The sequence below is a fragment of the Streptomyces niger genome (genome assembly GCF_000718305.1).
GTDB lineage: Bacteria > Actinomycetota > Actinomycetes > Streptomycetales > Streptomycetaceae > Streptomyces > Streptomyces niger.
Genome location: NZ_JOFQ01000019.1, coordinates 26,955 through 46,154 on the forward strand (window position 1 = coordinate 26,955; position 19,200 = coordinate 46,154).

12 protein-coding genes and 1 pseudogene are annotated in these 19,200 nt (G+C 74.1%); 2 read left to right on the top strand and 11 right to left on the bottom strand.

The window, feature by feature from the left end; all coding sequences use genetic code 11:
• Positions 1–30: 30 nt before the first annotated feature.
• Positions 31–873, bottom strand: a complete 843-nt coding sequence (locus tag IF20_RS29200; RefSeq protein WP_110944638.1) for a GntR family transcriptional regulator — start codon at positions 871–873, stop codon at positions 31–33.
• 118 nt (positions 874–991) lie between these two features.
• Between IF20_RS29200 and IF20_RS29205 the strand changes: the two genes are divergently transcribed.
• A complete protein-coding gene (locus IF20_RS29205; RefSeq protein ID WP_052868452.1) occupies positions 992–1,840 on the top strand; it encodes a (2Fe-2S)-binding protein in 849 nt (282 codons plus the stop codon).
• 207 nt (positions 1,841–2,047) lie between these two features.
• Positions 2,048–3,181, top strand: coding sequence for a DUF2637 domain-containing protein (locus tag IF20_RS29210; RefSeq protein WP_052868369.1), 1,134 nt, complete (start codon positions 2,048–2,050; stop codon positions 3,179–3,181).
• An 84-nt stretch (positions 3,182–3,265) separates the two neighbouring features.
• On the opposite strand, the pseudogene IF20_RS40120 reads toward IF20_RS29210, so the two are convergent.
• The 10 genes and pseudogenes from IF20_RS40120 to IF20_RS29255 form a co-directional block, all read right to left on the bottom strand.
• Positions 3,266–3,421, bottom strand: a pseudogene (locus IF20_RS40120) (ATP-binding protein); the annotation flags it as partial.
• A 522-nt stretch (positions 3,422–3,943) separates the two neighbouring features.
• A complete protein-coding gene (locus tag IF20_RS29215) occupies positions 3,944–5,686 on the bottom strand; it encodes a pyruvate dehydrogenase (protein ID WP_052868370.1) in 1,743 nt (580 codons plus the stop codon).
• Between the two features lie 160 nt (positions 5,687–5,846).
• Positions 5,847–7,340, bottom strand: coding sequence for a protein phosphatase 2C domain-containing protein (locus tag IF20_RS29220; RefSeq protein WP_052868371.1), 1,494 nt, complete (start codon positions 7,338–7,340; stop codon positions 5,847–5,849).
• A 63-nt stretch (positions 7,341–7,403) separates the two neighbouring features.
• The gene (locus IF20_RS29225; RefSeq protein ID WP_052868372.1) at positions 7,404–7,910 is read right to left on the bottom strand and encodes a methylated-DNA--[protein]-cysteine S-methyltransferase; all 507 of its coding nucleotides are present in this window, start codon (positions 7,908–7,910) and stop codon (positions 7,404–7,406) included.
• Positions 7,888–9,351, bottom strand: coding sequence for a DNA-3-methyladenine glycosylase 2 family protein (locus IF20_RS29230; RefSeq protein ID WP_110944639.1), 1,464 nt, complete (start codon positions 9,349–9,351; stop codon positions 7,888–7,890). The genes IF20_RS29225 and IF20_RS29230 overlap by 23 nt, the downstream gene beginning before the upstream one ends.
• Before the next feature lie 95 nt (positions 9,352–9,446).
• On the bottom strand, positions 9,447–10,589 hold the full coding sequence (rsgA, locus tag IF20_RS29235; RefSeq protein ID WP_052868373.1) for a ribosome small subunit-dependent GTPase A: 1,143 nt from the start codon (positions 10,587–10,589) through the stop codon (positions 9,447–9,449).
• A 343-nt stretch (positions 10,590–10,932) separates the two neighbouring features.
• Positions 10,933–11,733: an inositol monophosphatase family protein gene (locus IF20_RS29240; RefSeq protein WP_052868374.1), complete on the bottom strand. Its 801-nt coding sequence runs from the start codon at positions 11,731–11,733 to the stop codon at positions 10,933–10,935.
• Positions 11,723–12,370 carry a hypothetical protein gene (locus IF20_RS29245; RefSeq protein WP_052868375.1) on the bottom strand — a complete coding sequence of 216 codons (648 nt, stop codon included), beginning with the start codon at positions 12,368–12,370 and terminating at the stop codon, positions 11,723–11,725. The genes IF20_RS29240 and IF20_RS29245 overlap by 11 nt, the downstream gene beginning before the upstream one ends.
• Position 12,371: 1 nt before the next feature.
• Positions 12,372–13,355 carry a hypothetical protein gene (locus IF20_RS29250; RefSeq protein ID WP_052868376.1) on the bottom strand — a complete coding sequence of 328 codons (984 nt, stop codon included), beginning with the start codon at positions 13,353–13,355 and terminating at the stop codon, positions 12,372–12,374.
• The gene (locus IF20_RS29255) at positions 13,352–19,198 is read right to left on the bottom strand and encodes a WD40 domain-containing protein (RefSeq protein ID WP_052868377.1); all 5,847 of its coding nucleotides are present in this window, start codon (positions 19,196–19,198) and stop codon (positions 13,352–13,354) included. Before IF20_RS29255 ends, IF20_RS29250 begins: the two co-directional genes overlap by 4 nt.
• Positions 19,199–19,200: the final 2 nt, after the last annotated feature.

Below are 19,200 nucleotides of genomic sequence, written 5' to 3' on the forward strand. Positions count from 1 at the left end.
GCCGCGGCCCGGTGGCCGGACGGCCGCGCCTCAGTGCGGCAGCCGCGCGCTCGTGAGGTGGTCGCGGAGGATGCGTTCGGCGAGGGCCGGGTCCTGGGCCGCGAGGGCGTCGAGGAGCGCCATGTGATCGGCGGCGTCGGCCAGGAGGTCGGCGACGCCCGCCGTCGCACCGCCGCAGGGCCGGCCCGCGCGGCGGTGCAGGTCGTCGGCGACCAGCGTCAGCTGCCGGTTGCCGGTCAGGGCGAGGAGCGCACGGTGGAAGGCCCGGTCGGCCTCCGCGTACGCCACGCAGTCGCCGTGGCCCGCGGCCGTGACGGTCGCGGCGGCCGACGGGCGCAGCTCCTCCCACCGCTCGGGCGGCAGCGCGCGGGCCAGCCGCAGCACGGCCGGTATCTCCAGCATCGCCCGCACCTCGGCCAGCTCGGCGAGGTCACGAGGGGTGCGCTCGGCGACCCGGAAACCGCGGTTGGGCACCACCTCGACCGCGCCCTCGACGGCGAGCTGCTGCATCGCCTCGCGGACCGGGGTGGGGGACACGCCGAAGCTCTCGGCGAGCGCGGGCGCCGAGTAGACGGCGCCGGGCGCCAGCTCGCCGGAGAGCAGGGAGTCGCGCAGCGCCGCCAGGACCTGCGCGCGTACGGAGTGCCGCTGGGGCTTGCGTACGGCCGCGGCGGGGGGCGGCGCGGCCACGGCGTGGGTGCGTGCGGCGGGCCCGGTGTCCCCGCGGGAGTCGCTGCCCGGCGCCGGCGCTGCCGGTACCCGCTGCGCGCCGTCCGCGTCGGCGGGATGGCGCCCGCGGGCCGCCTCGGCGCGCCCCCGAGCGGGCACGCGGGCGCGTATTCGCGGGGGCTGCTCTGCCGCGCGCTGCTCCATGGGGTACCTCCTGAATGTCCTGTTGCACCCTAGGCGGCCCCCGCCGCAGGTCAAACCCCGGAGTCATCCGCTAAGGTAAGCCTTACCTGCCAACGACAGCGATTCGGTGGTCCTCCGCATGGCTTCTTCCGCTCTCGCCGCCCCGCCGTCCCCTTCCCCCGTCACGGGGGCCTATGCCCGGCTCACCGAGGTGTTCCCCCACCTGCGCGTCACCGAGCTCGGCCCGGCGGACCCGGCCCCGGCGGGCGAGCGCTGGACCGGCGCGGCGGAGCTGGCGGCCGGCGGCGCGACCCTGGACGCCTTCCTGGCCTGGGACGCCGCGCAGGTGGTCGAGAACTACGGGAAGCAGGCGCGTCCCGACGTGGTCGCCAGCTTCGGACTGCACCGCTACGCCTGGCCCGCCTGCCTGCTGATCACCATGCCGTGGTTCCTGCACCGCCGGGTGCCCCGGCTCCCCGCCGACGCCGTCTTCTTCCCGCGCGAGCTGGGCCACGCGGTCGTACGGATCACCTCCTTCGCGTGCCTGCCCGGCGATCCGGCGGCCGAGCTGCCGGGCGCCGCGGTCGTCCCCGACGAGGAGGCCCTGCGCGCCGAGGTGCGGTCCGCCGTGGCCGAACACCTCGCACCCGTACTGGACGGCTTCCGCCCCCGCGTACGGCGCGGGCCGCGCGCCCTGTGGGGCATGGCGACGGACGAGATCGTCGAGGGCCTGTGGTACCTCGGCCACCTGCTCGGCGAGGAGCCGCGCGCGGTGGCCGAAGTGGAGCGGCTGCTGCCGGGCGCGACGGCGCCGTACGTGGGCGGCGCGGGCTTCCGCGAGCTGACCGGCCCGGCCGGGGAGAAGCTCGCGACGCGGGACCGTGCGAGCTGCTGCATGTTCTACACGGTGCGTCCGGAGGACACCTGCGTCACCTGTCCGCGTACTTGTGACGCGGACCGGGTCGCGCGACTGACCGCGAGCGCCTGACCCCGAGCCAGTTCCCCGCCGTCACCTGAACGAGTGACGGTAATCGAACTCAACTGCCGCCCCTCTCAAGGGTGTGCGAACAGTTCCCCCCTCCTGGCGGGCCCGTGCGCCTCCTTGGTGTCCTCTTGCCCCGAAAGCCCCTGCGGATCCGGCCGACTCCGTCAGGATGTCGCGCGAAAACGCGTATCGCGAAGCAAGGGGTCCCAGATGGCAATGACGGACATATCGCTGGACTGGCTCGTCCCGGGAGCCCTGCTGCTCATCGGCGTCTCCGCAGCCGTCGCCGTGGTGCTGCGCGGCAAGCGCGGCCCGGCGAAGACGGCGACCGAGGATTCCTGGGAGCGCAGCGAGGAGCGCCGGCGCCGCAAGGAGGCCGTCTACGGCTCGGCGGCCTACCTGCTGCTCTTCTGCTGTGCCGCGGTGGCCGCCGCACTCTCCTTCCACGGCCTGGTCGGCTTCGGCCGGCAGAACCTCAACCTCTCCGGGGGCTGGGAGTACCTGGTGCCGTTCGGCCTCGACGGCGCCGCGATGTTCTGCTCCGTACTCGCCGTGCGCGAGGCCAGCCACGGTGACGCGGCGCTCGGCTCCCGGATGCTGGTGTGGACGTTCGCGGGCGCGGCCGCGTGGTTCAACTGGGTGCACGCGCCGCGCGGCCTGGACCACGCGGGCGCACCGCAGTTCTTCGCGGGCATGTCGCTGTCGGCCGCCGTCCTCTTCGACCGCGCGCTGAAGCAGACCCGCCGGGCGGCGCTGCGTGAACAGGGCCTGGTGCCGCGGCCGCTGCCGCAGATCCGCATGGTGCGCTGGCTCCGCGCCCCGCGCGAGACCTTCGCCGCCTGGTCGCTGATGCTGCTGGAGGGTGTGCGGAGCCTGGACGAGGCGGTCGAGGAGGTACGCGAGGACCGCCGCGAGCGGGAGCGCAGCCGGCGGCGCCGGCGCGAGCACCGGAAGCTGGACCGGGCCCGGGTACGGGCACTGAACCGGCAGCACCGGTGGGGCCGCGGCGCCCGCCAGGTGCCGGCCGTGGACGCCGGGCGGCCCGCTGCGCAGCAGCCCGGGGCGCCGGCCATCGAGGGCCAGGCGGCCGGAGCACCGGCAGCGGGGGGCCGGGCCGCCGAGAACCCCGCACTCGACGGCCCGGCGGCCGGCGACGGCACGGCCGTCGGTGACGCGTCCCGGTCCCGTCCCACGCTGAAAGCCGTGACCGGCCGCGCCGGCGGCGGTGCCGAGCGGCCCGGCGGGCGGACCGTCGACCTCACCTCCGAGGACGACACCCAGGCGCTTCCGCGGCTGGACTCCCTGGAGGAGAAGCTCGCCGAGATCGAGCGGCAGTTCGGCTGAGCACACCGTGTCCCGGGGCACGGGAGAGCGGCGGGGGGGGGGGCGGGGGCCGGCGCCCCCCCCCCCCGCGGGGGGCGGGGGCCGCTCGGTGTGCACCAGCGCGTTGGTCACCAGCTCGCTGATGAGCAGCTCCGCGATGTCCGACCTGCCGGTCTCCCCCCAGTGGAGCAGCAGGTGACGCAGGTCCTTGCGGACGTCCGCGACCGCCGTGAGGTCGGCGCGGCGCAGCCGGCGCCGGATGGCTCTCGGCCGCTGCCCTTCGGTCCATGTGTCGATGCAGGTGTCGACAGGCCCGGTGATCGGCCCGTCGCCCCGTCCGTGCACCTGCTCGCCCCGTACAGGCTGACGATTCATCCTCCCCGCCCCGAGCGTTTCCGTGTCGCCGATCTTCCGGACAACCTCACGGTGATCCATGCCCACCGGCGGACCCCCCAAGCTTCGTCCCGTGCTTCCGCATATGCCATGGGATGCCCGATTGGTACCGACCAAGCGCCGGCCGGGCGGCCATGACAAGGGCGGAGTCCCGGCCGCCGCGCCGCCGTCCGTAGGGCGAATTCGCCTCCGCTGCCGACCGGCCCGCTGCCGCAGCCGGTGCGCCGCCTCCGGTGGAGCCGTCGAGGGGGTGGCTCCATCGAGTGGCCCGGTGCGTCTACGTCCGCGTCCGGGCGGCTACGGCAGGCCGTCGCAGCCCGGAAGCTCCTGACGTCTCCTGCCACCGCCGGGCACACGTGCGGGGCATGTGCCCCGCTGGGCGGTGACGGCTCACATGCGCGGGATGTTGCGGAGATTGGACCGGGCCATCTGCACCATCCGACCCACTCCCCCGTCCAGCACGATCTTGCCGGCGGAGAGCGCGAACCCGGTCACCATGTCCGCGCTGATCTTCGGCGGAATGGACAGCGCGTTCGGGTCGGTGACGACGTCCACGAGCGCGGGACCGTTGTGCTTGAAGGCGTCCCGCAGCGCGCCGCGCAGCTGCTTCGGCTTCTCCACCCGGACGCCGTACGCGCCCGCGGCCCTGGCGATGGCGGCGAAGTCGGGGTTGTGGTTGTCGGTGCCGTACGAGGGCAGCCCGGCCACCAGCATCTCCAGCTCGACCATGCCGAGCGAGGAGTTGTTGAACAGTACGACCTTCACCGGCAGGTTGTGCTGCACCAGGGTGAGGAAGTCGCCCATGAGCATGGCGAAGCCGCCGTCCCCCGACATCGAGACGACCTGCCGCCGGCGGTCCGTCAGCTGGGCGCCGATCGCCTGCGGCAGGGCGTTGGCCATCGAGCCGTGGGTGAACGAACCGATGACGCGGCGGCGCCCGTTGGGGGTGAGGTAGCGCGCCGCCCAGACGTTGCACATGCCCGTGTCGACCGTGAAGACCGCATCGTCGGAGGCCTCCTCGTCCAGCACGGAGGCGACGAACTCGGGGTGGATCGGCACGTGCTTGTCGACCTTGCGGGTGTACGCCTTGACCACGCCTTCCAGCGCGTCGGCGTGCTTCTTCAGCATCCGGTCCAGGAAGCGGCGGTTCTTCTTCTCCTCGACCAGCGGGGTCAGGCAGCGCAAGGTCTCGCGCACGTCGCCCCAGACGGCGAGGTCGAGCGTGGAGCGGCGGCCGAGGTGCTCGGCGCGCACGTCCACCTGCACGATCGGCACGTCCTTCGGCAGGAAGGCGTTGTACGGGAAGTCCGTGCCGAGCAGGATCAGCAGATCGCATTCGTGCGTGGCCTCGTAGGCGGCGCCGTATCCGAGCAGACCGCTCATCCCGACGTCGAAAGGATTGTCGTACTGGATCCACTCCTTGCCGCGCAGTGCGTGGCCGACCGGTGACTTGATCTTCTCGGCCAGTTCCATGACCTCGGCGTGCGCGCCCGCCGTACCGCTGCCGCAGAACAGCGTGACCTTGCCGGCCTCGTCGATCATGCGGGCGAGCTGGGCGATCTCCGCATCACCCGGGCGGACGGAGGGCCGCGAGGTGACGAGCGCGTGCTCCTCGGCGCGCTCGGGCGCCGCCTCCCCCGCGATGTCGCCGGGCAGCGCGACCACCGAGACGCCGCTGCGGCCCACCGCGTGCTGGATCGCGGTCTGCAGGACGCGCGGCATCTGGCGGGTGTTGGAGATCAGCTCGCAGTAATGGCTGCACTCCTGGAAGAGCTGGTCGGGATGGGTCTCCTGGAAGAAGCTCGTGCCGATCTCGCTGGAGGGGATGTGCGAGGCCAGGGCCAGGACGGGGGCCATCGAACGGTGCGCGTCGAAGAGGCCGTTGATGAGGTGGAGGTTGCCCGGGCCGCAGGACCCGGCGCAGGCCGCGAGCCGGCCGGTGATCTGCGCCTCGGCGCCGGCCGCGAACGCCGCGACCTCCTCGTGCCGGACCTGGACCCACTCGACGGCCGAGGTGCGGCGGATGGCGTCGACGACGGGGTTCAGGCTGTCGCCGACGACCCCGTAGAGCCGCTTGACCCCGGCGCGCGCCAGGATGTCGACGAACTGCTCGGCCACGGTCTGCTTCGCCATCGCGCGCACGCCCTTCGGGTGGGGATCAGTGGCTCGCACCGCTCGCGGGATTTTGCCCGCTTTTGCGGCATCGGATCGGTTCTACCACTGAACTCCGGGGCGGCCCCGGAAGGCGTACGGCGTGCTGCGGGGCCCGGCCCCCGCGTCCCCCGGCTGCCCTTCAGCTGTCCCAGACCGCGGCGGCCGTACGGTCCTTCGCGTGCCCCTGGAGGCGCAGCTGGGCGTCGGCCAGGAAGGCGGTCAGCCCCGGCGGCTCGGTCTCGGCCCACCGCCCGGCCAGCCGCGCGGCGAAGTCGGGCGCCTCGCGCAGCGGCTCGGCGAGGCCCGCGCTGCACAGCAGCAGGGTGTCCCCGGCACGGGCCACGGAGGCACGGAAGCGGAACGGTTCGCCTGCCGTGCCGGAAGGACCGCCGGCCATGGACCCGGCCGCCGGACCGGCCTCGCCGGTCGCCGGGCCGGCCCCTCCCGCTGCCGTACCTGCGGCTCCTTCCGCTGCCGTACCGGTCGCCCCCTCGGCCGGCTTCCCCGCGAACTCGGCGGCATCCGGCGCCGGGGTGATCCCGAGGTCCATCGTCGACTCCGGGTCGGCGAGGCCGCGCTGCGCCGGGATGCCGGCCGGCCGCGTGCCGTACCCGACGACCGGCCCGCCGGTCGCCCCCGCCGGGGGCGGCGGCTCCAGGTCCTGCCAGACGCCGTCCCGGAGCCGGAAGAGGCCGCCCCCGCCGACACCGAAGAAGACCCGGGTGCGGCAGGCCGGATCGGCGGGCAGCAGCAGGCAGCGCAGCGACGCGGTGTACGCGTGCGGCTCCAGGCCCAGCTCGGCGGCGCGGGCCCGCAGCCGGCCGTAGCCGCGGTCGGTGAGGCGCTGGAGCCCGGACCTGAGGGCTTCCCTGCGGCCGGTGCGGATGTCGTCGGCCAGCCGGGCTCCGGAGCGGCCGACGGCGGCACCGATCCACCGGCAGGCGTCCCGGGCTGCGCGGTGCCCCTCGGGCGAACCGTGCGCGCCGGAGGCGACCGCGACCAGGATCAGGGTCTGCCGCCCGGCGCCGAACCGGGCGGTGAGCAGGGCGTCGCGGCGCGGTTCGCCGCGGTAGCGCGCGGAGTCGCCCCGTATGGAGGCGGCGCGCAGCGTGAGCGTGCCGTACTGGGCGCCGTCCAGCTCGGTGTCCGGGACCAGCCCGGCGAGGTCGGCCGGGTCGGCGGCGGGCAGCGCGACGGGCTCCGCCGCGTACGCGGGCGGCCGGGCCCCGACGAACTCCACGGCGGGCGGCGGCGGGTCGGTCCGGGGCCCGGCGGCCCGCGCGGCGACCGGCCACGGCTCGCCGGCCGGCGGCGCGGTGGGCGGCGGCACGACGGGCGGCGGCGCGGCAGGCGGGAAGTCCTCGACGGGCGACGGCGCGGTGGGCGGGGACTCGGCGACGGATGGCGGCACGGTGGGCGGGGCCTCCGCGACAGGCGGCGGCGCGGCAGGCGGGAACTCCTCGACGGGCTCGGGGTCGGTGGCGCCGACCGCGCGCAGGGCGGAGTCCACGCGGTCGTCGAGCGAGTCCGGCGCGCCCGAGGGCCCCGCGTCACCGGGTTCGCCGTCACCCGCTTCGTACAGTTCGCGCCACCAGTCGTCCTCGTGTCCGCGTGTGTCCCCCTGCTGACTCATGCCCCGTATTGTCCCTCGCGGGCCCGCCGCGAAACAGTGCACAAAAGAGTGCTGGACGACGCGTCAGCGGGCCACGGCGACGCCCTCCAGGGACAGCAGCGCACGCTTGCGGTCCAGGCCGCCCGCGTAGCCGGTGAGCGAACCGTCCGCGCCGATGACGCGGTGACAGGGGCGCAGGACCAGCAGCGGGTTGGCGCCGATCGCGGTGCCGATGGCCCGCACCGCGGGCCGCGCCGCGCCGATGCGCCGGGCGATCTCGCCGTAGCTGACGGTCTCGCCGTACGGCACGTCGTCCAGCGCCGTCCAGACGCGCTCGCGGAAGGCCGTGCCGCGCGCCGCGAGCGCCAGGTCGAACTCCCGCCGCTCGCCCGCGAAGTACTCCTTCAGCTGCCGCTCCGCCTCGGCGAAGGCGGCCGGTTCGCGGATCCAGTCCGGCGCGGGCACGACGCCGCGCTTCTGCTCCGGGACGGAGAGGGCGGTCAGCGCCGTGCCGCCGGGGGCGTCGGCCGACGGTTCGCCCACCAGGGTGAGCCGGCCGAGCGGGCTGTCAAGCAGCGTGTAGAGCGGCATGGTCGCGGATGTCCTTCGGGTCGTGGTCGTCGGGTTCGCGTGCGGCACCGGCGCCGAGGCCGGCGTGCCGGAGGTACTGCAGGGCGTACGAGCGCCACGGCCGCCGGCATTCCGCCTCGGCGGGCGCCGGGCCCGGCGGGCCCACGTCCGGGTCGCCCAGTGCGCGCCGCCTGATGACGGCCGCCGCGGCCGGGCCGACGCCCGGGAGGGCGGCGAGGGCGCGTTCGGCGGCGTCCCGGTCGGCGCCGGCTTCGAGGTCGACGGTGCCGTCGGCGAGCGCGGCGCACAGGGCCCGCACGCCCTCTCCGGCGTCGGCCGCCGCCAATTCGTCCGCGGTCGGGAACAGGTGGGTGAGCGTGCCGTCGGGGGCGTCCAGGGGCTTGCCGTAGGCCCGAACGAGGGCGGCGGCACGCTCCGGAGGCCCGCCGAGCACGGTGCGTACGGCCAGCTCGGCCGGGTCCGCCGCGCCCGGCGAGCGGAGTCCGGGCCGGGCGGCGACCAGCGGCCGGAGCAGCGGGTCGGCCGCCAGCCGGGCCGCCACCGCGTACGGGTCGGCGTCCAGGTCGAACAGGCGGCGCAGCCGCTGGCTCGCGGTCGGCAGGTCGCGCAGGTCGGTGAGGTGCAGCCGGCAGTCGAGCCAGCCGGAGCCGGCCGGCCCGCCGGGCCTGCCGGGCCGCTCGCCGACCTCGGCGACGGCGCTGCCGTACGTGAGGCGGAGGGTGCGGCGGTACGTGCGGGACCCGGGGCTGCCGGTGATCTCCTCGATGCCCGGTACGGCCGCGGCCGCCAGGTCGTCGAAGATCTCCCGGGCGGCGTACGGGCCGCGGAAGGCCAGCCGGAGGGGGATGCCGCCGGGCGCGCCGCCGCTCCCCGGTGCGGCGTGGCCGCGGGCGCGGGCGCGCAGCTCGCTGGGCGTGGCCCCGTAGATCTCCCGCATGGTCGCGTTGAATTGGCGAACGCTGGCGAACCCGGCCGCGAAAGCCAGCCCGGTGACCGGCAGGGCCGTGGCCTGGAGCAGGATGCGCGCGGTGTGGGCGCGGCGGGCGCGGGCCAGGGCGACCGGGCCCGCACCCAGCTCGGCGGTGAGCTGGCGCTGCACCTGGCGGGCGCTGTAGCCGAGCCGCGTGGCGAGGCCCGCGACGCCCTCCCGGTCGACGACGCCGTCGTCGATGAAGCGCATGGCGCGGCCCACGAGGTCGGCCCGGACGTTCCAGTCGGCCGAGCCGGGGACGGCGTCCGGACGGCAGCGGCGGCAGGCGCGGAAGCCCGCGCCCTGGGCGGCCGCGGCGGACGGGAAGAACCGTACGTTGACGCGTTTCGGGGTGACCGCGGGGCAGCTCGGGCGGCAGTAGATGCCGGTCGTGACCACGGCGAAGAAGAACTCTCCGTCGAAGCGCGCGTCCCGGCTCGCCACCGCCTCGTACCTGCTGCTCTCGTCCATCACACCGTCCAGTGTGCGGGATGCGGGCGGCCGCCTCCGGCGGAAATCGGACATGGCGTCCGGGCCGCCCGCGCACGGGCGGCCCGGAGCCCCGGCTACCGCCGCGTCCCGCGCTTCCGCTCGCCCATGTGCCGGCCGAGCGCCTGCTTCTGCTTCCAGTCCCGGCGCAGCTCGGCGCGGAGCCGGGCGTCGGTCTTGGCGATCAGGCGCTGGTTCTCCCGGAGCAGCTTGCGGTAGCTGTCCAGCCGACGCTCCGCCAGCTCACCGGCGTCCACCGCGGCCAGCACCGCGCAGCCGGGCTCGGTGGTGTGCGCGCAGTCGTGGAACCGGCAGTCGGCGGCCAGCTCCTCGACATCGGTGAAGGTGCGCGCGAGGCCTTCCTCGGCGTCCCACATGCCGACGCCGCGCAGCCCCGGGGTGTCGATCAGCACCCCGCCGGCGGGCAGGACCAGCAGGTCACGGGTGGTCGTGGTGTGCCGGCCCTTGCCGTCCCGGTCGCGTACCGCGTGCACGTCCTGCACGTCGGCGCCGATCAGCGCGTTGGCGAGGGTGGACTTGCCGGCGCCGGACCGGCCGAGCAGGACGGCCGTGCCGCCGGCCAGCGCCGCGGCGAGGACGTCCAGGCCCGCGCCCGTGGCGGCACTCACCGCCAGCACCTGCACGCCGGGCGCCGCGCCCTCGGTGTCGGCGACGAGGTGGGTCAGCCCCGCCCCGTCCGGCACCACGTCGGCCTTGGTCAGGGCGACGAGCGGGGTGGCGCCGCTCTCCCAGGCCAGGGACACGAAGCGTTCGACGCGACCGAGGTCGAGGGGCTCGGCGAGCGAGACGGCGATGACGGCGGTGTCGAGGTTGGCGGCCAGGATCTGGCCCTCGGACCGCTTGGAGGAGGCGGACCGCACCAGCGCTGTCCGCCGCGGGAGCAGCGCGCGGACGACGGCGTCCGGCCCGCTGCCGGGATCGATGGCGGCCCAGTCGCCGGTACAGGGCACCTTGAGCGGATCGCCGGTGGCCACCGGCGCGGTGGCGGCGAGAACGGTGCGGACGCCGGTCGCGTCGGGTACGACGGCGTCCACCCGGCCGCGGTCGATGCGCACCAGACGGCCGGGCAGCAGGCCCTGTGCGGCAAAGGGAGCGAAGCTCGCGGCGAATCCGTCGTCCCAGCCGTACGACGACAGGGGGCTCGACGAAGACGCGGCAGATGAAGCAGAAGAGCCAGAGGAGCCAGAAAAGCGAGTCAAGGGAAACCCTTCACAAGGGCGGCCCCGGCACCGCGCGCCGCAGAGGGCGCGGAAGAGAAAATCGAAGAGGTCAGCCGGAGGTCGCGGAAGCGGAACTGATGATCGTCTGAGTGCGGGCAGCGTCCATCGCAACGACAGCCATCGGTCACACCTCCTTCGTCATCCTCAGCCGAAACACACGCCGTAGCACAGCAACCGGACGGTCGCCGTGACGTGTGCTGCCACCCTAGCCAGGCGACCGGCCGGCACGCCAAGCATTTTTCCGCGACCGGACCTCAGCCCGCCGCGCCGGACGATGTCGCGCGCCCACCGGTTACGGAAGTCCGGGACGGCCAACGGCTTCTCACCCGGAACATCTGAGCCGCGCCCACGCCAGGTTCTCCCCTCGCGCCGCCACGAAACTCCGTCCCTCCGGTGGCCCGGCGTGCTCCGGTGTGAACACCTCGCCGTCCAGCGTGCGCAGTTCGGCCCCGGCCTCGGCGGCCAGCAACGCCCCGGCCGGCAGGTCCACCCCCTCGGCGCAGTACCCCACGAACGCGTCGATCGTCCCCCGCGCCAGCAGCACCCACCCCAGCAGCGGCGCCCACAACTGGAGCACCCGCCAGGACTCGCGCTCCAGCTCGGCACGTATCCGGGCAGCGGTCGGCGCACGGCCCACGCCGTACCCCTGCGTCCAGGCGACCACGGGCCCTGCCTCGGGGAGGACCGAGGCAGGCCCGGGGAGCCGACCGGCGGGGCCGTACGCGCCCCGGCCCGCGACGGCGTGGAAGGTGGCGCCGGTCACGGGCTCGTGGACGACGCCGAGGACGGGTGCCCCGCCGCTCATCAGGCCGATGCCGACGGCGTACGCGGGCAGCCCGATGGCCACGTTGTTCGTTCCGTCGAGCGGGTCCACCAGCCAGGTGCGGCCGCCCTGCGGCCCCTGGTCCCCGGCCTCCTCGGAAAGGATGTGGTCGTCCGGGAACGCCTCCCGCAACCGCGACACGATGATCTTCTCGGCGGCCAGGTCGAGGTCCAGCACCACGTCCCGGCCGCCTTTGGCGTGCACGGTGTGCGCGGAGTGGAAGGAGGCGGCGAGCAGGGCGCCGGCCTCCTCGGCGGCGGCCACGGCGACGCGGCGTTCACGGTCCAGATCACCCGGCATGCAGCCTCCTCAGGGCCGTGCGCAGCAGTCGCGAGGTGTCGGCGCCGGCACAGCGGCGCCGGGTGGTGGTACGGCCGCGGCCCCGGGCGTCGACCGGGCCGAGCGACAGGTCCCGGCCGCCGGGGCGGGAGCGGCCCAGGACGAGGGTGGCGGCGGGCCCGTCCGCGCGGGAGGCGTGGAAGAGACCCGCGGGAAGGCGGTACGTTTCGCCTGCCGTGCACACTTGGGGCGGGCACGCCTCGCCGTGCACCAGGGTGTCGGTGGGGTGCACTTCGTCCCTGCCGCCCGCCTCGCTGAGCACCTCGTATATCCGGTGTGTCGGCTCCCCGGACCCGGCCACGTCCATGGGCTCGTGCGCGACGCGCCCGTACAGGACGTGGCTGGTCAGGTCCCAGCTGTGGGCGTGGTGCGGTTCGACACCCGGCTCGGTGTCGGTGCCGTGGCCGAAGAAGTGGAGACAGACGCCCAGTTCGCCGTCGCGGACGACGGGCAGGCACACGAAACCCAGCGGGTGGTGGACGACAGGTACGTCGAGGGTCGCGGCCGACATCTGCTCCAGCAGGCGCGCGGAGTATGCGGTGGCAGCGGCGGCGGCCATGGGGCCGTCCAGCTGCTGCTCCAGGTCGTGGAAGTGCATGTCACCTCCGGTACGGGTCCACGCCGTTCAGGGCCAGTTCGATGATCTCGCTCACCTCGGAGTCGGAGTACGACGGCAGCGGCTTGCCCACGGCGTCGAAGAACGTCCGGGCCTCGTCGGCGGTCGGGTAGTCCGACAGCTCCGTCGCCCCCGAGAAGTCGATGCGCGGTGCGTGGTTCCGGCTCTGGTGGAGCTCGATCTCGAAGTATTTGTAGAGGAGTGATTCCCGCTCGATGAGGAAGTTCTCCCTCGTCGGGTCGTCCTGCGTGAGGATCAGGTACCTGTCGGAGAGGTCGTAGCGCAGGGCGCTGACACGGGTGGTGGTGTGCACGCTGATGTCGAGCGTGGGCAGCCGGTTCAGGTGCCAGAACGCCGCCAGGACCGTGGCGTACGAGCCCTTGCGGGTGCGGTCGAGCGTCCAGGGGCTGCCGCTGCCCGGCGGGCTGAAGCTCTGCCGGAAGCGGGAGTACTCCTGACAGGATTCGGTCGAGCCCGGGTCGATGATCTCGATGTGGACGGTGAGCCGGGAACGGCGTTCGCGGGCGGCCTGGACCAGCTCGGGCAGGGTGACCGGGCGGATGTGGGAGCCCGTGCCGCCCTTGAACTGCCACTGCGTGGTGTCCTGCCGGGCACGGCGGTGGACGTCGTACATCTCGTCGGGGCGGACGGTCCGGATGAGCGCGTTGTCCTCCAGGCTGCGGGCGGTCCGCTCGACCTGCTCCTCCAGGGGATGTACGGACCGGGTGACCGCATCCTCCACGGTCTTGCCGTGCGCGGAACGGTCCTTGAAGCTGGCGATGGCCATGATGCCGAGGACGGCCATGGTGAAACCGAAGCGCGCGTCCTCGGGAACCAGGTCGCTGGTGAAGTCGATGAGGCCGACGCTGAAGGCCAGCACGATGGGCAGCAGGACGTCGAGGTAGTCGTACAGCCAGCGCAGCGCGCGCTGCAGGCGGCGCGAGCGCCGCTGGTCCGTGGTGCTCACGCGTTACTCCCGGTGGTCTCCAGGCCGGGCAGTACCTCGCCCATGGCCATGCGGCGGACCGCGGGCAGGTGTTCCTCGAGGTCGCCGGGTTCGAAGCGCGTCATGCCGATGACGTGCCAGAACTCGTCGCTGACGGTGCCGTGGGACTTGTAGCGACCGGTGGGCGAGAGGGCGGCCCAGCCCTCGGCGAGGCCCAGGAAGGTGCCGCGCAGGGCGGGCTCCCCGTCCAGGGACCACAACCGTGCCACGCCGTCCTCCCCGCCGCTGACCAGCAGCGCGCCGTCCGGGGAGAAGTCGAGGGAGAGGACCCGGCCGGTGTGCCCGGTCAGGGCGTGCACCTCGGCGCCGGTCTCCGCGTGCCAGATGCGGATGACGCGGTCGTCGCCCGCGGCCGCCAGCAGGGGTTGGGACGGGTGGGCGGCCAACGCCCAGAGACGCTCGCCGGATCCGCGCAGCCGCAGGGCCTCGGCGCCGTCGCGCCAGATGATGACGTCGCCGTCCCAGCCGGCGCTCGCCAGCCAGGAGTTGTCGTGGCCGAACGCCACCCCGTACACCCGGTCCCGGTGGCCGCGGAGCGTGTGCCGGATGGCGCCGCCCCGCACGTCCCAGATGCGCACCACGCTGTCGTCGCAGCCCGTGGCGAGGCGCTCGGAGCCGCGGCGGAAGGCGATGGAGCGGACCCGTCCCGCGTGCTCGGCGAGGGTGGTGACGTGACCGCCGGAGCTGCGGAGGTTCCACACTCCGACCGTGTCGTCGTCGTTGGCGGTGGCCAGGAGTTCGCCGTCGCCGCCGAAGGCCAGTGCCCACACGTGCTCGGTGTTGGCGTCGAACTGCCGCTGGTACTCGCCGTCGGACGAGCTGAACAGGTACACGTCGCCGTCGTTGCTGGCGGCCGCCACCTGGCCCTCCGGGGCGGGACTGAACAGGGCCGACACCAGCCGGTCGCCACGCCCGTGCAGGGTGGCCAGGCACTTGCCGGTACGGGCCGCCCACACGCGCACCGCACCGTCGTTGCCGCCCACGCTGATCCGCTCGCCGTCCGAGCTGAAGCTGACGGCGACGACCCGGCGGTTGTGCCCGTTCACCAGCCGCTTGCCGCGTCCGGCGGCGATCTCCCAGATGTGGGCCCCGCCGTCGTTGCCGACCGTGACCAGTTGGGACCTGCCCGACGAGGCGTCGGCGGCGCGCGAGGGCCGGAAGGCGACGCACCAGGCGGACCCACGGTGTGGCTCCGGCTGCTTCGGGTGCTGCCGCAGGTCCGGGGTCGACGTGCCGGTCACCGTCCACAGCCGTACGGAGCCGTTGCTGCCGCAGGCCGCCAGGTGCGTGCCCGCCGGGTCGAAGCGGACCTGGTACACGCCGCCTCCCAGCGTCTCCAGGCAGCCCAGGGAGGCACCGACCGAGACGTCCCACAGCCGCACCTGGCCGGAGGTGTCGCCGCTGGCCAGCCACTTGCCGCCGGGGTGGAAGGAGAGGGTGTAGACGCGCTCCGGGTGGCCGGCGAAGTCGTGCAGCAGCCGTCCGGTCCCCGTCTCCCACACCCGGACGTGTCCGCCCTCGCCGTCGCCGTTGTCCGCGGTGACGAAGCGCCGGCCGTCCGGGGCGAACGCGGCCCGGTACACCGAGCCGCGGTGCCCGTCGATCTCGCGGACGCACTGCCCGGTGGCCAGGTCCCACATCCGGACCCGGCTGGAGGCGTCGCCGGTGAGCAGCAGCGTGCCGTCCGGGCTGAAACCGGCGGTGTAGACCGGAGCCGCGTGCCCGGCCAGGTGGTGGACCGGGCGGCCGGCGGCCGGGTCCCACACGGTGACCAGGCCTTCCTTGTCGCCGGTCACCAGCAGCTTGCCGCTCGGCTCGACCACGACGGGCCAGACGCCGTCGGGATGCACTTCGAGGCGGTGTCGCTCCCTGCCGGTGGCCGGGTCCCAGATGACCACGTGGCCGTCGGCGCCGCCCGTCACCAGCAGGTCGTGCGCGAACTTCACCGCGTACACGCGCCCGTGGTGCCCGCGCAGGGTGCGCAGCGGCCGCCCGTCGTCCGGATCGCACATGAGGACGCCGCCGTCCTCGGTGCCCACGGCCAGCAGCTCACCGTCGCGCGCGTACGCCATGGGCTCGGGCAGCCGGACGTGGTTGATGTCGAAGCCGTACGGGACGCCGACGGCCGCGGGCCGCAGGCCCACGTCGACGGGCATGCCCGGGGCGAGCGCGGCGGACCGCAGCTCGGGCGCGGACTGCTGCTCGGGGTCCATGCGGGCGCTGACCAGGGCGGCTCTGGCCCAACGGCTGCCGGACAGGCGCGCGCCGCGCAGGTCGGCACGGATCAAGCGAGCCCGGGAGAGGTCCGCGCCCTCCAGGCAGGCGCCGGACAGGTCGGCGTCGTCGAGGTTGGCAGCCGTCAGGTTGACGCCGGTGAGGTCCGCTCCGGCGAGCTTCGCCCCCGTCAGTACGGTTTCGCCGAGGTCGGCGCCGGTGAAGTCGACGCCGGAGAAGTCGCGGTGGGAGAGGTTCTCCCCGCGCAGCACGACGCCGCGCAGGGCCACGTCGGTGGGGATGCGCAGCCGGTGATTGACGCGCACCGCGTTCTGCCGGGCGGGACTGTCCGGGGAGGTGTCGTCGCCGAGGACCTGGCGCACCCAGGCCTGGCAGTCGCCCCGGTCGGCCAGGTCGCAGAAGAACTCCACGGCCAGCTGCGTCAGCGGCCGCGCCGCCAGCAGCGGCGGCGTGCCCTCCGCCGGTCCGGCCAGTTGGCGTGCGGCTTCGCGGGCGATCAGCCACTCCACGACGGAGGAGTGGATGAACTGGAACAGGTCGTCCTCGGTCCGCACCAGAAGGCTGCCCGCGCCGACGGCCTGCGCCCGCTCCTCGGCCGTCATGTGCGACCGGGTGAGGCCGTCCAGGGCCCGCCCGGTGGTCTCGGCCAGTTCGTCCAGCCGCAGCACGTTGCGCCGCGTCTCCCACAGCCGTACGGCCAGCGAGGTCACGGCCTTCCACAGGTCCTCCAGCGACAGGCCCGGTGCCGCTCCCGGCCCGCCGCTGCCCCGCTCGACCTCGAACTCCAGCCACGCGGTGAGCACTTCCTCGTACAGTCCGGCGGCGCTCAGGGTCCGCCCGGCGCCGGCCACGGACTGCAGCTGCTCGTGGCTGAGGGCGGTGACGAAGGACAGCAGCCGCGGGTTGCCGCACAGCTCCAGCAGGTTGGGGATGCCGGCGAGGAGGTCGTACCGCTGCTCGGCCTTCTCCCGGGAGTGGTACGTGCGCTCCAGGTACTCCTTGATCTGCTGCGGCTGGAAGCTCTCCACGGTCAGCACGCGGCGCTGCGGCAGGGCGCCGACGCGCTCGCCGAGGGCGGTGAAGACCTGCTCGGTGGACTTGAAGTGCTGGGTGCGGCTGGTCACCACGATCTTGGTGTTGTCGACCGCGGCGTCCAGGAGTGCCTGCAGGTGGTCGGCGGCGCGGTCGTAGCTGACGCGGTTGACCAGTTCGTCGAAGCCGTCGAAGAGCAGCACGATGCGGCCCTGGCGGATCATGTACTGCAGGGCGTTGGTGTCGATGCGGGTCACACCGTGATTGGCGAGGTGCGTGGTCACCAGGCCCATGAGGCTGTGCGCCCGGTCGAAGGTGTTGAGGGGGATGAACACCGGCGTCAGGTGCGCGGACTGCTCGGGCAGCCGCCGGGCCAGCTCCCGCAGGGAGAAGGTCTTGCCGTGGCCGAAGTCGCCGAGGAGCAGCACGAACCGGCCGTGTTCGGTGTCCAGGGTGTCCAGCAGTTCGTCCACGAGGCGGCCGTGCCCCCCGCCCTCGGACCGGGGAGTGATTTCCCGGTACCGCTGCGGCAGGTACAGCTCCGGCCGGTAGGCGCGGTCGGAACTCAGCCGCGCGGTCTGGTCGGCCACGTAGGCGCGCAGATCGATCAGGCCCTGGAACTCCAGGAAGCTCCGTACCCGGATGCGGTCGGCGAAGCGTTCCACCACGTCCCGCGGTGGCGCCTGGCCGCCGTACACCAGCACGTTCTCCGCCGTGGTGCCCTCGGCCGCGCGGACCTGCTCGGCGAAGCGCGCCAGGTCCTCCTCGCGGGGGTCACCGGGCAGCGCGGCGATACGGGACTGGAACACGAGGCCGTCGCGCTTCCAGGTGGCGACGAACTGGGTGGTGGGGTCGTCGCTGCGCCGCACGGTGACATCGCGGATGCCCACGTCCTGCCACTTGGCGCGGCAGATCTCCTTCACCTGGTCGGTGAACGTGTCGCGGACCGGGTCGGGCTCCTGCCGCGGTGCCTGCGAGGGGAACGCCTGCGGGCCCAGCGGGGTGCGGACGCGCCGCCACTCCTCGCGGAACTCCGCGGCGGGGGCGGTGGGGGAGTGCCAGCGGGTGACCCCGGAGGCGGAGACCTTCAGCAGCTGGAAGCGGGCCGGTGCCGCGGCGCCGAAGACGGGGAGCGTGCCGAGACGGGTGTCGACGGGGTCGCGGCGGGTGGTGCGCGGGTCGTTGACCGGACCGTGCAGCAGCAGGTTGAGCCGGGGCGCGGCCAGCCGCTGGAACGCCTCGGCGTCGCGGATCGCACCGACCCCCGAGCCGCCTGTCGCCGCGGGTGTCTCCAGCGGGTGCCGTATCGCGCCGATGCGCAGCCAGCCGTCCCGCTCGTACTGGTGGAGGGCCTCGGCGAACCAGGTGATCTGGTCCCGGCCCACGTAGCCGAACTGGTCCTCGGGCCGGTGGCTGTACGCCATCGTCGAGTTGAAGCCGGCGACGACGGTGTTGAGCTCCGGTACGGGGAACAGCGTCCAGGGCTGGTCGGCGGCGAAGACCCGGTCGATGCCCTCGTAGAACTCGTGGAACAGCTTCGCGTAGTGCCGCCACTTCTCCCAGTACGGCGGCTGCGGCGTGACCTCGTCGGCCTCGCAGGAGGAGAAGTAGGAGCTGCACGCCTTCAGGCTGACGTCCTCCGCGCCCGGTACGAGGACGACTTGGTGGGGGCGGAGGTCGAGCTGGGCGCGCAGGGAGGTCAGGAAGGAGAGCGCCTGCCCGCACTCGCGGGGCGTGCCGGAGGCCGTCAGATTGCCGGTGACCACGACGAGGTCCGGTCTGGGAGCCTCGGCGTCCTGCAGCTCCAGCAGGTCGCCGCGCAGCTCGTGGAGCGTGTCGTCCGGCTCGTTGCCGCGCCCGAAGTCCGGGCCGGGCAGGTGCAGAATGCTGATGTGGTCGCCCTCGCGCTCCGGAGCGTTCAGCGGGAAGGCCGGTGCGGTCCGCGGCCGGAGCCGCCCGGGGTACCACGGGTCGCCGTTGCGGGTCGACCCCGTCCGCTGCGGTGGCACCGGCGGGGGACTCGCCGCCGATCCGGGAGAACCTGGAGAACCTGGAGAACCTGGAAAACGCGGACGTCCCGACGCCGGCGCCCGCCCGTTCAGCGCATCCCGCGCGCGGGTCAGCAGCATCTCCCGCGCCTCCGCCTCGCCCCGGGCGGCCACCAGGTCGATGTAGGTGATGGTGGCGAGCAGCCCGTCGATCGGCGCCTCGTCGATCCGTACGGTGATCAGGCGCTGCTCCGGGTTGTCCGGGGAGGCACGCAGGGCGGCCTGCCACTCCATCCGCCCGTACCGGGAGCGCGCGTAGTTCTGCGACAGCACCGCGATCACCGCGGCGGACTCGCTCACCCCGCGGTCCATGTAGTCGATGAAGTTCGTCCCCGCGGTGAAGTCCCATGCCTGGATGACCGTGCGGTATCCCTCGCGCTCCAGCGTCCACGCGATCCACGTCGCCCAGGCCTCGTCCGCGGGCGAATAGCTCACGAAGAAGAGCGGGCGCTCGCCGGGACTGCTCTGCGTTCCCCCCTCGGATAACATGC

Bases quoted from the DNA above. Each gene is read 5' to 3' on its own strand.
- IF20_RS29200 (WP_110944638.1), bottom strand. From the start codon at position 873: ATGGAGCAGCGCGCGGCAGAGCAGCCCCCGCGAATACGCGCCCGCGTG.
- IF20_RS29205 (WP_052868452.1), top strand. From the start codon at position 992: ATGGCTTCTTCCGCTCTCGCCGCCCCGCCGTCCCCTTCCCCCGTCACG.
- IF20_RS29210 (WP_052868369.1), top strand. From the start codon at position 2,048: ATGGCAATGACGGACATATCGCTGGACTGGCTCGTCCCGGGAGCCCTG.
- IF20_RS29215 (WP_052868370.1), bottom strand. From the start codon at position 5,686: ATGGCGAAGCAGACCGTGGCCGAGCAGTTCGTCGACATCCTGGCGCGC.
- IF20_RS29220 (WP_052868371.1), bottom strand. From the start codon at position 7,340: ATGAGTCAGCAGGGGGACACACGCGGACACGAGGACGACTGGTGGCGC.
- IF20_RS29225 (WP_052868372.1), bottom strand. From the start codon at position 7,910: ATGCCGCTCTACACGCTGCTTGACAGCCCGCTCGGCCGGCTCACCCTG.
- IF20_RS29230 (WP_110944639.1), bottom strand. From the start codon at position 9,351: ATGGACGAGAGCAGCAGGTACGAGGCGGTGGCGAGCCGGGACGCGCGC.
- IF20_RS29240 (WP_052868374.1), bottom strand. From the start codon at position 11,733: ATGCCGGGTGATCTGGACCGTGAACGCCGCGTCGCCGTGGCCGCCGCC.
- IF20_RS29245 (WP_052868375.1), bottom strand. From the start codon at position 12,370: ATGCACTTCCACGACCTGGAGCAGCAGCTGGACGGCCCCATGGCCGCC.
- IF20_RS29255 (WP_052868377.1), bottom strand. From the start codon at position 19,198: ATGTTATCCGAGGGGGGAACGCAGAGCAGTCCCGGCGAGCGCCCGCTC.